General features: G+C 63.0%; 7 protein-coding genes. 5 read left to right on the top strand and 2 right to left on the bottom strand.

Annotated features, from left to right (window positions below; genetic code table 11):
- Positions 1-169 precede the first annotated feature (169 nt).
- A complete protein-coding gene (locus ASC48_RS19925; protein WP_055455031.1) occupies positions 170-4291 on the bottom strand; it encodes a histidine kinase dimerization/phospho-acceptor domain-containing protein in 4122 nt (1373 codons plus the stop codon).
- Positions 4292-4788: 497 nt separating this feature from the next.
- On the opposite strand from ASC48_RS19925, the gene ASC48_RS06885 reads away from it, so the two are divergent.
- The 4 genes from ASC48_RS06885 (at position 4789) to ASC48_RS06870 (ending at position 9335) form a co-directional block, all read left to right on the top strand.
- On the top strand, positions 4789-5172 hold the full coding sequence (locus ASC48_RS06885) for a phasin (protein WP_019963236.1): 384 nt from the start codon (positions 4789-4791) through the stop codon (positions 5170-5172).
- A gap of 311 nt (positions 5173-5483) precedes the next feature.
- Complete coding sequence (locus ASC48_RS06880) at positions 5484-6008, top strand: phasin (protein WP_055455030.1); 525 nt, start codon at positions 5484-5486, stop codon at positions 6006-6008.
- 461 nt (positions 6009-6469) lie between these two features.
- The gene (locus ASC48_RS06875; protein ID WP_141658892.1) at positions 6470-7522 is read left to right on the top strand and encodes a Fe(3+) ABC transporter substrate-binding protein; all 1053 of its coding nucleotides are present in this window, start codon (positions 6470-6472) and stop codon (positions 7520-7522) included.
- A 136-nt stretch (positions 7523-7658) separates the two neighbouring features.
- Positions 7659-9335, top strand: a complete 1677-nt coding sequence (locus ASC48_RS06870; RefSeq protein WP_055455029.1) for an ABC transporter permease — start codon at positions 7659-7661, stop codon at positions 9333-9335.
- A gap of 16 nt (positions 9336-9351) precedes the next feature.
- Here ASC48_RS06870 and ASC48_RS06865 read toward each other — a convergent pair whose 3' ends face one another.
- Positions 9352-11487 carry a putative bifunctional diguanylate cyclase/phosphodiesterase gene (locus ASC48_RS06865; RefSeq protein ID WP_208975578.1) on the bottom strand — a complete coding sequence of 712 codons (2136 nt, stop codon included), beginning with the start codon at positions 11485-11487 and terminating at the stop codon, positions 9352-9354.
- 421 nt (positions 11488-11908) lie between these two features.
- Between ASC48_RS06865 and ggt the strand changes: the two genes are divergently transcribed.
- A complete protein-coding gene (ggt, locus tag ASC48_RS06860; RefSeq protein ID WP_055455028.1) occupies positions 11909-13666 on the top strand; it encodes a gamma-glutamyltransferase in 1758 nt (585 codons plus the stop codon).
- Positions 13667-13683: the final 17 nt, after the last annotated feature.

Raw genomic sequence — 13683 nt, 5'->3', positions numbered from 1 at the left:
TTGGCCAGCAAAACAACGGCGCGGACCATCAGCGCTGCGGTCCGTCTTTCAAGCGGTCTTCTAATCGAGCTTTTCTGTGGCGGCAAGCAAAAAAGCAGCGTCATCAACATGGAGGCGCCTGCCCTGTGGGCAAGCACAACAGGCCACCAATATGCGGCCTGCCTTCAGCTCATTCTGCCAGCACGCGCTGGGGTGGGAAGATGACTTCCACGAGCGTGCCCTGATCCGGCACACTGTCGATACGGAAGGCGGCGCGGTTGGCTTCCACCAGCGCCTTGGTCAGCGGCAGGCCAAGGCCGGTGCCGCTGCCGGGGCGGGCGGTGTGAAGCTGGCGGAAGGGCTCCAGCGCGGCGGCCAGATCCTTGGCATTCATGCCCGTGCCCGTATCGCGCACCCGCAGCGCCACCTCGCCCGTGGGCTCCAGCGCCGAGGACACGATCACCTGGCCGCCGGAGCGGTTGAACTTGATGGCGTTGGAAAGAAGGTTCAGCACGATCTGGCGCAGGGAGCGCAGGTCCGCCACCACATTGGGCACCGTGCCCGGCAGGCTGGCGCGGATGATCACCCGCTCCCGGTTCGCCTGCGGCTGCATCAGGGCCACGCATTCGCGCACGATCTCGTTGACGGAGACGGCGGCGAAGGTCAGGTCCATCTTGCCCGCCTCGATCTTCGACAGGTCGAGAAGATCGTTGATCAGGCTCATGATATGCGAGCCGGAAGTGCGGATGTCCTTCAGATATTCCTTGTAGCGCTCGTTGCCGATGGCGCCGAAACGCTCTTCCATCATCACTTCCGAGAAGCCGATGATGGCATTGAGCGGAGTGCGGATCTCGTGGCTGATCTTGGCAAGAAAATCCGACTTCTGCGAGCTGGCGGTTTCGGCCTGGCGCTTGGCCTTGGTCAGCTCTTCCTCAGCCGCCTTCCACTGGGTGATGTCGCGCAGCACCGCGCAGAACTTCAGCGTATCATTGCCTTGCCCCAGCCGGCCGATGGTCATGAACAGCGGAATGAGCCCGCCGGAAGACACCCGGCCAATCACCTCGCGCCCGTCGTTGAGCACGCTGGCCACGCCGTTGCGGGACAGGCCATCAAGGTAGTCCAGCGCCGAGCGGTGGCTTTCAGGGGCGAGAAATTCGGTCAGCGGCGCACCGGTGATATCGACGCGCGCGGCCCCGAACAGCGCTTCGGCAGAGCCATTGGCCTTGAGGATCGTGCCGAACCGGTCCAGCAGCAAGACGCCGTCCGTCGCCGTTTCGAGGATCGTGTCCATCTCGGCAATCTGCTCACGGGCACGGGCAAGCTCCCGCTCTACATCCGCCGGAATGGCAGAGGGCTGGGCAGCCACGGCAGCAGCAGGCGCCGGAGACGCCTCGCCGGCCGGCGGCTGGCGGCATTCGATGATGGAAACCATCAGCCCGCGCCCGCCATTCCACGGCACGGTGTGCATGCGGGCAAAGACCGGCTTCAGCCGGCCATCGGCCAGCCGCAGCTTCATGGTCTCATCCAGCGTGCCTTCCAGCCGGTCACCCGGCAGATGATCGGGACCGGCAAACAGCGCCTCGAAGCCGCCGGCCTCGTCCAGAGCCTCCAGATTGGGATAGCCGAGCAGCGCCAGCAGCGTCTCGTTGGTGTAGAGCACCTCGCGATCGCGGACGATGGCAATGCCGATGGGCAGCCGGTCCAGAAGGCGCGGATCGACAGGGGCGGCAGGCGGGGCGACCGGGCGCAACCGGGCAGCGGCCTCCGCAATCTCTTCTTCGGTATCGTCATCAAGGCCGAAGTCGCCTTCAAGCCTTGCGCCCAGCGCTTCGGCGATCTTGCGGAAGGCGGCCCGCTCCGGCTTGGTCAGGCGCGAGGTATCCACCGGCACCACGCGGGTGGGCTTGCCGGTGAAGGGCACGACGCGGCTGCCAGGACGCGGCTGTGCAACAGGTTCGGGTTCGGGTTCAGGTTCAGGCTGAGGTTCGGCAACGGCAGCCGCTTCACCTTCCGGCTCTGCGTCCGGTTCCACCTGCGCCTCCGGCTCTGCGGCGGCAATCTGCATCGCCTGTTCCAGCGCTGCAAAATCATCTGCCGCCGGGGCTGCCTCCGCAACCTCGCTGGCAACGCTGTCACCGGCCTCGTCAGCCAGCAGCTCCGGAGTTTCGTCCTGCCGGGCGTCAGCGTCCTCTTCAAGGGCAGGTTCGTCCTGAGCTTCGGCAGCTCCGGTTTCAGATGCCGCTTCAGCGTCAACCTCCGCCTCAACGGCGGTCACGTCTTCAGCGGCGTCAACCGCCTCTTCTCCGGCTGCGAAACCGGTGTCCGGCAGAGCCAAAGCCTCCGGGGCTGCGTCGTGCACCGTTGCTTCCGGCTGCGGGACCGCCTCCTGCTCCGGCGCGGCCCCGGCGGCCGTCTCTTCCCGGAGAGTATCTTCCACTTTCTGGCGGTAGGCGCGCGGCTCCGCGCTGGCCGCTGCATTGGCGGCTTCACGGGCCGCAGCCCGGCGCTCGACGGCCGCATCAAACTCACGGGCGAGCGTACGCACCGCCTTCTCGATTTCCTTCGGCTTCAGCGGCTGATCACCGGTTATGCCGACCTTCGGCGCATCGCCAAAAAGATCCGCGTCACGCGGCGCATCCGCCTTGCGGGCCGCGGTCGTTGCCTTGATATCCTCAATCCAGCTGCGGGCCGGGGACACTGACCTTACGGCCTGCGGACGCTCGTCATCGTCAGCCTCTTCAGGTGCCTCATCCTCGCCGGGCTGATCAGTATCCAGCGGTAGCTCTTCAGCGGAGGAAACGGCTTCGGGGTCAGACTCAGCTTCAGGCTCGGGCTCCATTGCCTCGTCCGCAACGGGAGCGGCCTCTTCTGCCTCGTCTCCGGCCACGGCCTCAACGCCGCCGGGAACCGTCTCACCAGCCGCCTCATCAGCCAGTTCCGGCTCCGGCGCCAGAACGACTTCCGGCTGAGCCCCGGCGGTTCCCGCTTCAGGCGCCGGCTCTGCAACGGACACCGTCTCAACGGCGGGTTCTGCGGCGGCAGGCTCTGGGCTTTCAGCGGCTTCCGTTGCCAGCGGCATGGCCTGCACAGGTGCTCCCGCCTGAGGCTCTGCGTCGCCAAGGCGCACCACGCCGAAGCCGCGATAGCCTTCAAACACACGGCGGCGGTCAAAGGCAGGCAGGGCCGCCATATCCACCGGCACCCGCAGGCGCCCGCCATCGACAGGCCAGTCCAGCGTCTTGCCGCTCCAGGTATCGCGGCGCAGCAGAGCACGGGCGATGCTGCCGCGCGGATCAAGGTCAAAGCGTTTGGCCACCTCGGCCCAGGTCATGCCGGTAATGGCACCTGCATCCGGGCCCAGCGCATCGGTGAACTCCGGCGAGACGAAGGTGAAGCGCTGATCCGCATCCATCTTCCAGGCAAAACGGACGGAGCGCTCCCGGGGCTCGAAACGCGCGGGCGTTTCAGATGCCGTGGCATCTTCGACGGGTGCTTCAGCTGCTTCCATGGCAGGCGCATCAGAAACAGACACCGGCTCTTCAACAGGCTGAGGAGCGGCGGCTTCCGCCGCCTCTTCGGGCGCGGTTTCCCCGCTCCGGGCGTCCTCGTCTGCGGTCCGCTCAACGGCCTCAGACACGGCGGCCTCAACTGTGGGGGCTGCCGTCTCAACCTCATCCGGGGCATCAAGCTCCAGCGGCTGATCATCAACCAGCATCAGGCTGCGGCCATCGGGAAGCGGCAGGCGCAGGGCATCGTGAAAGGCGCCTGCAATCCTCAAGGTGCCGGTGTCCGGCTCGAACCCCGCCGCCTCTCCGGCCGTCAGCCGCGTGCCAAGCACCCCGGCAGCAGCCAGAACGGTGCCGTTTGCGTCCAGCATGAAAGCGCTGTGCTCCGGCCCCTGCAACAGGCTGGTATAGGCCGCCAGCGCATCGCCCGGCGCCTCGGCACCATCGACAGCAGCAATCAGGGCGCCGTAGCTGCCATCCGGCAGTTCCAGCCGCTGGCACTGGCAGGTGAGCAGAATGGCGCGCAGGCCCTTGTAGAAGCGCAGCCGCTCCAGCACCGGCTTGCCAACCGGGCCTTCAGCCGCGATCCGCGCCAGATGCGGGCGCGCCTGGGACCGCTCAAGTCCCGGCACCTGCCCCAGGTCTTCGGCGGAAGTGGCATCAAAGAAGGCCGCGCCTGCGGCATTGGCCCACAGAATGCTGTCCGCCGCTGCGTTCCAGATCCATGCCGGACGCCCGGAACCGGTCAGCCGCGCCACCGGCGCCAGGCTGCCGAGCTCCAGAAAGGTCGTCAGGTGCTCGTCCATGGGTCAACTCCACTACGCCGGAAAGGAACCTGCGAACCGGTTGGTCTCAGGCCAGCAACAATGTGCGCGGCCAACCGGAGCCTTTCGGTAAATATCTAGTTAAATACCGTCAAAGCCAGCCAGCGTCCACGCCAGAGCCCCCCATCGCAGGAACGGCCTTGCCTTGTGGTTAATCCGGAGACGTCATCCGGCTGCGTCCACGGCCTTGTTATCTCAGGGTAAACAAGACCATAACACCGGTGTTCCAGTTTGAACGCTCTGCCCGGCGGCCTTGCCACGCAAGACAGCAGGCTCTACACGTTATGCGGGAAATTCCGTATTTTTCAAACCCGTGGGACGCGAGGCTTGCCTAACGCAGCCCCCGCGTGTTTTGATCCCTGCACGGGGATAATGTGCAGTGCAGATGAAAATCAGTCCGCGGCTCTTACGGAAGGTGCGGCACTGCGGCATCAGGCACTTGCGCCCCGCCGAGTAAAAACACAGGGGAGTGATACCACATGGCTGCGGACAAGAACACGTTCGAGATTCCCGATCAGATGCGCGACTTTGCCGAGAAGAGCGTTGATCAGGCCCGCAAGGCCTTTGACGACTTCATCTCCCTGACCCACAAGACGGTTTCGAATGTTGAAGGCTCCGCCACAGTGGTGCAGTCCGGCGCATCCGACATCAACCGCAAGACCCTCAGCTACGCCGAAGAGCACGTGGATGCGGCCTTCCGCTTCGCCCAGCAGATGGTGCGGGCCAAGGACGTGGAGGAAATGATGAAGCTGCAGCAGGACTATCTGCGCCGCCAGATGGAACAGCTTGGCGAACAGGCGCGTGACCTCAGCGACACCGCCACCCGCGCCGCTCAGGACGCCGCCAAGGCCGTGAAGGAATAACAACGCGCCGCCCGCGCCTTTCAGCACGGAGCCAGCCGGCTTCCGGATTGAAGGCCCGGGCGCTCCCGCTGCGGAACTCTTTGGCTCTTGCCTGGTTCCTTGCAAAGAAGATCCCGTGCCAGCTCTTGCAGCGATGCAGGAGACGCTGTGGCTTACCGGTTTTTTGTGCAATGCAAAATAATATTGCAATGCAGCAAAACCTCACTTATATTAAGCATGCGGATGACGAGGGCGGGGCCATACGGGCCTGACGCCCTCATGCCGGGTGCGATTGTCACGTGATCGACTCCGGCCCAAGCAGGAGATGACACATGAGCGAAATGACGACGCCGGAGACTCCGGCCAAGGCTGCGCCGAAGGCGCGTGCCACCAAGACCACCAAGCCGGCCACTGCCGCTTCCCCCTTTGCTGAATTCGAGGCTTTTGCCATGCCCAAGATCGAAATTCCCGCCATGGTCCGTGAAATGACCGAAAAAGGTATCGAACAGGCGCGCGACGCCTACACCAAGGTGAAGTCCGCCGCCGAAGAGGCGACCGACCTGCTCGAAGACACCTTCGAAACCTCCCGTCAGGGCGTTTTCGAGTTCAACATGAAGGCTCTCGACGCTGCCAAGACCAACACCGACGCCACCTTCTCCTTCATCAAGGACCTGATGTCGGTGAAGACCGTTGCTGAAGCCATCGAGCTGCAGTCCACCTTCGCCCGCCAGCAGTTCGACACGCTGAGCGCCCAGGCCAAGGACATGCAGGAATTCGCGGCCAAGCTGACCACCGACGTTACCGCGCCGGTCAAGGAAGCTGTCGAGAAGTCCTTCAAGGAGCTGAAGGCCGCCTGAGCCAGCCTCGTGCGATGGCCTGACGCTTTCAGGCCAGGCTGATTTCAAGCCCCCGGACGCTTCTGCGTCCGGGGTTTTTCTTTTCACGCTTTCGTGATCCGCCTTCCGCACCTGCGGCAAAGGGTCTGCAACCTGCTCTCGGAACCTGCCCGGAAATCCACCGGACGCAGGCCTGTGGCGGCAACAGATGCCGCGCGGCACCTGCATTTTCCAAAGGTTAGAGGGACAGAAGACTTATTCCTCTCCCGCATGTCCACACCCTCAGATTGAATGCATGATAAAGGCAGCTTCGCCGCTTTGAAAAAAGGGGAGTAGCGTCGTCAACTTTTAGAATCATTCTAACTTATTGATTTAATACACTTGTTGACATACAGGAGTTTAAAACTCATATTTCGCGCGCCTCAGGTGGCCGCCTGAGACAAGTTATGCGGAATGTCATTTCTGCAGACCGGAGGATTACAATGAGACTGACGAAGATGAATTCCCTTGCCCGCACCAGCCTGCTGGCAGCACTTCTTGCTGCAACCGCTTCCACGGCTGCTGTCGCCGATGGCGAGGTGAACATCTATTCCTATCGCCAGCCCACGCTTATTCAGCCGCTGCTCGATGCCTTTACGGCAGAAACCGGCATCAAGACCAACGTCATCTTCGCCAGCGAAGGCTTGGAAGAGCGCATTGCGGCCGAAGGTGCAAACTCCCCTGCCGACGTGCTGCTGACCGTGGATATTGGCCGCCTTGATGGCGCCAAGCAGGCTGGCATCACCCAGCCGGTCGTTTCGGAAGTGGTTGCCAATGACATCCCGGCTGCGTTCCGTGATCCGGAAGGCCACTGGATCGGCCTGACATCGCGCGCCCGTATCGTTTACGCCTCCAAGGACCGGGTCAAACAGGACACGATCACCTATGAGGAACTGGCCGACCCGAAGTGGAAGGGCAAGATCTGCACCCGTTCGGGCCAGCACGTCTACACCATTGGCCTCGTCGCATCGATGATCGCCAACAAGGGCGCGGAAGAAACCGAGAAGTGGCTTGTTGGCCTGCGCGACAATCTCGCCCGCAAGCCGGCCGGCAACGACCGGTCCCAGGTTCAGGGCATCATGAATGGCGAGTGCGATCTGGCGCTTGGCAACACCTATTACATGGGTGCCATGATGAACAACGAGAAGGAGCCGGAACAGAAGGAATGGGCAGCCTCTGCCAAGATCCTGTTCCCGAATGCCGCTGACCGCGGAACACATGTCAACATCTCCGGTGTCGTGATGGCCAAGCATGCGCCGAACAAGGACAATGCGGTCAAGCTGATCGAGTTCCTGACCTCCGGCCAGGCCCAGAAGATCTACGCCGAAGCGAACTTCGAATATCCGGTCACCCCGGGTGTGGAGCCGTCCGATCTGGTCAAGTCCTGGGGAGAATTGAAGGCTGACAGCCTGCCGCTCTCGGAAGTGGCGAAGTTCCGCAAGGAAGCCAGCGAACTGGTCGACAAGGTTGCCTTCGACGAAGGCCCGAAGTCCTGACCGCCTGACCAGGCTGATCAAGAGGGGGGCCGGAAGATTATTTCCGGCACCCTGCTTGCATTTGCCGTCCCGTGATGTGCTATGACGCGGCGTGAAGATGCCGGTCCCCCCCAGAAGAGCCCCGACAAGAGCGCGCATGAACGCAGCCCCCAGAAAAGACCGGATCTGGCTGATCTCAGCCATTCTTTCCGCTGTCCTGATCCTCATGCCTGTCGCGGCGCTGTTCCTGATGGCGCTGGAGTCTTCCGGTGGCAACTGGAGCCATCTGTTCTCCACTGTCCTGCCGCGCGCCATGCAGACGACCGCTCTGCTGCTGCTGGGCGTGGGCATCCTGACCGGCGTGACGGGTGTCATCACCGCATGGCTTGTCACCATGTGCCACTTTCCCGGACGGCGCCTGTTTGACTGGGCGCTGCTGATCCCGCTGGCCGTGCCGACCTATATCATCGCCTTTGCCTATGTGGATGTGATGGCCTATTCCGGCCCCGTGCAGAGCACGGTCAGGGCCATCTTCGGCTTCCGGACAGCACGGGACTACTGGTTCCCCGAAATCCGCTCGCTGGGCGGCGCCATCTTCGTAATGAGTGCGGTGCTCTATCCTTATGTCTATCTCTCGGCCCGGGCGAGCTTTCTGCTGCAATCCGCCAGCGCGCTGGATGTGGGGCGCACGCTGGGAGCCGGACCTCTGCGGCTCTTCCTGCGCGTTGCCCTGCCGCTGTCGCGTCCGGCCATTGCCGCGGGCATCGCCCTTGCGCTGATGGAATGCCTCAACGACATCGGCGCCGTCACCTTCTTCGGCGTGCGGACGCTGACCTTCTCGATCTACGACACCTGGCTGAATCGCTCGAACCTTGCCGGAGCCGCGCAGCTTGCCTGTGCCATGCTGATCATCGTCGTGATCCTGCTGGCGCTTGAGCGCCGCGCCTGGCGGCATCTGCGCTTCGACAGCAGCCGGGGCAAGCACCATGCCCCGGCGCGGTACCAGCTCACCGGCCCACGCGCGCTGCTGGCCATAGCCGTCTGCGCCCTTCCGATTGTGCTCGGCTTCATCGTTCCGGCGAGCATGCTGGCCGGCCAGGCGTTCCGCCGCCTTGAGCAGGCACAGGATCCGGCATTCATGCTGGCGATGCGCAACAGCGTGGTGATGGCGCTCATTGCCTCCAGCGTCATCACCGGCCTTGCCATCACGCTTGTCTATGCAGCAAGGCTGCACAAGTCGAAGCTGCTGCACATGAGCGGGCGCATCGCTTCGATCGGTTATGCGGTGCCGGGCACCGTGCTTGCCGTCGGCATTCTCATTCCGCTCGCCAGCCTCGATAACGCCATTGACGCGATGATGAAGCAGATGTTCGGCTTCGGTACCGGCCTGCTGCTGATCGGCTCCGGGACCGCACTCGTCTACGCCTATCTCTGCCGTTTTCTCGCGGTGGCACATGGGCAGGTGGAGGGCGGCTTCGGCAAGATTTCGCCCAACCTCGACATGGCGGCCCGCACGCTGGGGCGCGGTTCAACCCGCATTCTGAGCGAGGTGCACATGCCGCTGCTGCGCCCGGTTCTGCTGTCGGCGCTGCTCATCACCTTTGTTGACTGCATGAAGGAACTGCCTGCGACGATCCTGCTGCGGCCGTTCAACTTCAACACCCTGGCGACGAGCGTCTACGAAGCGGCATCGCGCGAGGCCTTCGAGGAGGCAGCCCTGCCGGCGCTGGCGATCGTTGTGACAGGGCTTGTTCCGGTGATCCTGCTGGCCAGCACGAGTGCGCGCAGTTTCCGGCAGAGCGTCAGCAAACGCGGGCTTGTGGCGGCGCCTTGATGAGAGGGCCTATCCGTCAGGCCGCGTGAATGTCAGTCCCGCCGGCGTTTTCCATCGGGACAGTGGAGGACGAGGCCAGGGCGGGCAGATCTTCACACCCCTCACCCTCATGCGCGGCCCGCCATTTGATGAAGGTCTCAGCCGCCATCGGCTTGCCCAGCAGAAAGCCCTGCACGGTCTTGCAGCCGGACAGGCGCAGGAAGTCGAGCTGGAACTCGGTCTCAACCCCTTCTGCCACCACGTCATAGTCAAGGCTCTGCGCCATTGCCAGAATGGTCTGGACAATGGCGCGATTGCTCTTGTCCTCGCCAAGCCCGGCCACGAAGGAGCGGTCGATCTTGAATGTATCGAAGTGCATCCGCTGAAGATGGGCAAGGCTGGAATAGCCGGTGCCGAAGTCGTCAATGGCAAAGCGGATCCCGGCCATACGCAGGCGCTCTGTCGCGCTGCGCACCCGCTCTGGATCGGCCATGGCGGCGCTCTCCGTGACTTCCAGCTCAAGAAGCGAAGGCGGGAAGCCCGTCCGGTCCAGAATCTCTAGCACGCGTGAGGGGAACTCCGGCCATTCCAGCTGACGCATCGAGACATTGACCGCCAGGGACAGCCCCCTGCCCTGATCAAGCCACTCCCGTCCCTGACGGCAGGCAAGCTCCAGAACCCTGTCGCCGAGGCGCAGGATCAATCCGGTTTCCTCGGCAATGGCGATGAAGGCTGCCGGTGTCAGCAGCCCGCGCTCCGGATGGATCCAGCGTGCAAGAGCTTCCGCCCCCGTGATCTCGCCGGTCGCCGCAGAGACTTTCGGCTGGAAGAACACGGTAATCTGGCCGGCTGCAAGCGCCATCGGCAATTCGGCTTCCAGAGCGAGCCGTTCCTGCGCCTTCACATCTGCCGCGATCTGGCCAAAGGTGAAACTGCTGCTGCCCCCTGTGTTCTTGGCAGCGTACATGGCGATGTCGGCATTCTTGAGAATGGCGCTGAAGTCACGCCCGTTGGACGGGAAATTGGCGATCCCGATGCTCGCGCCGATGGACAGCTGCAGCCCGTTGATATCGCAAGGTTCTTCCACGGCCTTCAGGATTTCAGCTGCCAGCGCCAGAATCTCGTCCCGCCTGTCTTCCCCGGCAGGATAGATCAGCGCAAATTCGTCACCGCCCAGCCGCGCCAGATAGCGGATCTGCATACCGTAGCCGGCCGTGAACCCGGTCTCGGAACGGCCGAAGGTTTGCAGAACCTTTTCAAAGCGCGACGCCACTTCGCGCAGGAGAATATCGCCGCAATCGTGGCCGTAGCTGTCATTGATGCGCTTGAACCGGTCAAGGTCGATGAACATCACCGTCAGCGGCCGCGGGCTGCCATCGGCCTGCCGCATGTAGCGGGCAAAATGCTGGCGGAAAGCCTCCCGGTTGGGCAGGCCGGTGACGGAATCGGTGAAGGCCAGCTTGTTGATCTGCTCCATGTTGGAGCTGATCTCACTGACCATATCCCTGTAAGCGCGGGCCAGAACGCCAATCTCGTCGGTGCGCTCGACCGGGAACTTCACATCGAACTCCCCTGCACTCACCTGATGGGCGATGGAAGTCAGGCGCTTGATCGGCTTCAGGAAGCCATTGCCGAAATGCAGCAGCACGGGAACGGCCACAGCCAGGAGGCAGACCGACACAATGGCATTGCGCAGCCAGATGCTGTGCAATTGACTGGTGATCGCCGTCCGCTCTGCCGAAACCAGCACGGCGCCCGCCACCGTGCTGCCATCTGCGGACCACACCGGCATGGCAACCGAAATGCGCCCTGTCTCGACAAGTGTCTGATCCTCCTCGGCAGAATAAGCCGCCAGAAGCAGCGGGTTGACCTCCTGCTGGTCGAATATCCCGGTCTTCGGGTCGGAATCGACAAGGATCGTCCGGCGCGGGTCCCAGACATAGGCCTGCTGTACCAGACCGCTGGCCGCGATGCTTTCAAGCTCCTGGGAGAGGATCAGATAATGGTGGTTGGCCAGTTGCGGCACCGCAAGCCGGCTGACGGTAGCCCCGATAGAATGCACATGAGCGACAGACTTCGTCTGCTCATCCTGATAGTCGAGAACACTGGCCGTCACCAGTGTAATTGCGGTCAGACACGCAAACAGCAGCACCACGAACAGCGTAAACCGCATTCGCAACCCAAACCGCTGGCCCGTTCGCCGCTTCCACGCCTTGCCCAGTGCGAGTGCCATTGTTCCCCGGCCAATCCCGTCGCATTACCCAAGCCCACAATTCGCAAGATCTCATGAAAAGTTATCATTGCGATTGACGGCCTAGAGAAAAATGCAAACTGGCAGGAAACCATGATACGTGCTTATTCAGCTAAGCAAACACCGCCCGAAGCAATGCACGCCTGCTCCCGCAGCGCGAAAACCTCGGCCACGCGCCATCGCCCTGCGTTAACGCGTTGCGGCGAAACTGACAAGAATACTTATCTCACGCCCCAAAATGACACAGATAAGCAAACACACGGATAGCGGGCATCCTCGCTCTTGTCCCCTCCACATCAGCACTCTAGGCTGAAACTCCACCACAGAGGGAAAGATCAGGCCCATGCGATCAAAACTCCTTGCCAGTCTGGCGTTGGCACTTCTGCTTGGCACAACATCAGGCCACACACAGCAGGCTTCCGATACGGTTGCGCCGGAACGGGCGACGGGTAGGGCAGCGGCAGCGCGCATCGAGGCAAAGCAATTCATGGTGGCAGCGGCCAATCCGCTGGCCGTGCAGGCCGGCCGGGACGTGCTCGCCTCCGGCGGCAATGCCATCGACGCCATGGTGGCTGTCCAGACGGTGCTTGGGTTGGTGGAGCCGCAGAGCTCCGGTCTCGGTGGCGGTGCCTTCCTCGTCTATTTCGATGCGGCAACCGGCACGCTCACGACCTTTGACGGCCGCGAGACAGCCCCAGCGGAAGCAACGCCCAAACTGTTTCTTGATGCCGAGGGCCAGCCGCTGAAATTCATGGAAGCGGTCATCGGAGGGCGCTCCGCCGGCACGCCGGGCACCGTGCGGCTGCTGGAAGACGTGCACCGCCAGTACGGGCGTGCAGAGTGGGCCAGCCTGTTGCAGCCGGCCGCAAAGCTGGCAACGGAAGGCTTTGCCGTATCGCCGCGCCTTGCCGCGCTGATTGCAGCCGATGGTGACCGGCTGAAAACCAATGCGGCCGCCCGTGCCTACTTCTTCGACGCCTCAGGCGCACCTTTGCAGGCTGGCGCCATCCTGAAGAACCCGGCCTATGCCGAAACCCTCGATGCCATTGCCAGCGGCGGAGCGGATGCCTTCTACAAGGGCCCTATTGCCGAGGGTATCGTGCAGACCGTGCGCGGGGCGCAAGGCAATCCCGGCGTTCTGTCCCTCACCGATCTGGCCAACTACCGCATCAGGCAGCGTGATCCGGTCTGCTTCAGCTACCGGGCGCTGGATGTCTGCGGCATGGGGCCTCCCTCTTCAGGGGCCGTGGCCATCAGCCAAATTCTCGGTATCGCGGAGAATTTCGACCTTCGGGCGCTGGGGCCACAGAACCCGGAGAGCTGGCGCGTGATCGGCGATGCGCAGCGCCTCGCCTTTGCGGACAGGGAGCTCTATCTCGCCGATCCCGATTTCGTGCCAGTACCAATCAATGGGCTGATTGCAAAGGATTATCTCGCCAAACGCGCTGCGCTTCTCGACGGCGGCAAGGCGCTGCCGGCCGATGCCGTGAAGCCGGGCGAACCGGAATGGGACCACGCCTTCAACTATGGCATTGGCGAAGCACTCGACATACCGTCAACCAGCCATTTCGTCATCACCGACAGGGACGGCAACACCGTGTCGATGACGACAACCATTGAAAGCGGCTTTGGTTCGCGGCTGATGACGGGCGGCTTCCTGCTCAACAACGAGCTGACCGACTTCTCCTTCAAGACCCGCGACGGCAGCCTGCCGGTGGCCAACCGTGTCGAGCCCGGCAAGCGGCCGCGCTCCTCCATGTCGCCCACCATCGTGATGAAAGACGGAAAGCCGCTGCTGGCCATCGGCTCTCCCGGCGGCAGCCAGATCATCGGCTATGTGGCACAGGCGCTGATTGCCTATATCGACTGGCAGATGCCGGTGGAAGAGATCGTCGCCCAGCCCCACCTCATCAACCGCTTCGGCACCTATGACCTGGAAGCCGGCACGGCAGCCGAACAGTTCGCCGAACCGCTGAAAGCGATGGGCTATGAGGTGAAGCTCAGCGAAATGAACTCGGGCCTGCACGTGATCGAGTTTACGCCCGATGGACTGGCCGGCAGTGCCGATCCCCGCCGCGAAGGCACCGCCATGGGCGAGTGACCGCTGAACATCAGCTG

The organism is Pannonibacter indicus (genome assembly GCF_001418225.1).
Taxonomy (GTDB): domain Bacteria; phylum Pseudomonadota; class Alphaproteobacteria; order Rhizobiales; family Stappiaceae; genus Pannonibacter; species Pannonibacter indicus.
The sequence above is the reverse complement of the archived record's forward strand: the minus strand, read 5'-3'. Positions and strand labels throughout refer to the sequence as shown.

Bases quoted from the DNA above. Each gene is read 5' to 3' on its own strand.
- ASC48_RS19925 (WP_055455031.1), bottom strand. From the start codon at position 4,291: ATGGACGAGCACCTGACGACCTTTCTGGAGCTCGGCAGCCTGGCGCCG.
- ASC48_RS06885 (WP_019963236.1), top strand. From the start codon at position 4,789: ATGGCTGCGGACAAGAACACGTTCGAGATTCCCGATCAGATGCGCGAC.
- ASC48_RS06880 (WP_055455030.1), top strand. From the start codon at position 5,484: ATGAGCGAAATGACGACGCCGGAGACTCCGGCCAAGGCTGCGCCGAAG.
- ASC48_RS06875 (WP_141658892.1), top strand. From the start codon at position 6,470: ATGAGACTGACGAAGATGAATTCCCTTGCCCGCACCAGCCTGCTGGCA.
- ASC48_RS06870 (WP_055455029.1), top strand. From the start codon at position 7,659: ATGAACGCAGCCCCCAGAAAAGACCGGATCTGGCTGATCTCAGCCATT.
- ASC48_RS06865 (WP_208975578.1), bottom strand. From the start codon at position 11,487: ATGCGGTTTACGCTGTTCGTGGTGCTGCTGTTTGCGTGTCTGACCGCA.
- ggt (WP_055455028.1), top strand. From the start codon at position 11,909: ATGCGATCAAAACTCCTTGCCAGTCTGGCGTTGGCACTTCTGCTTGGC.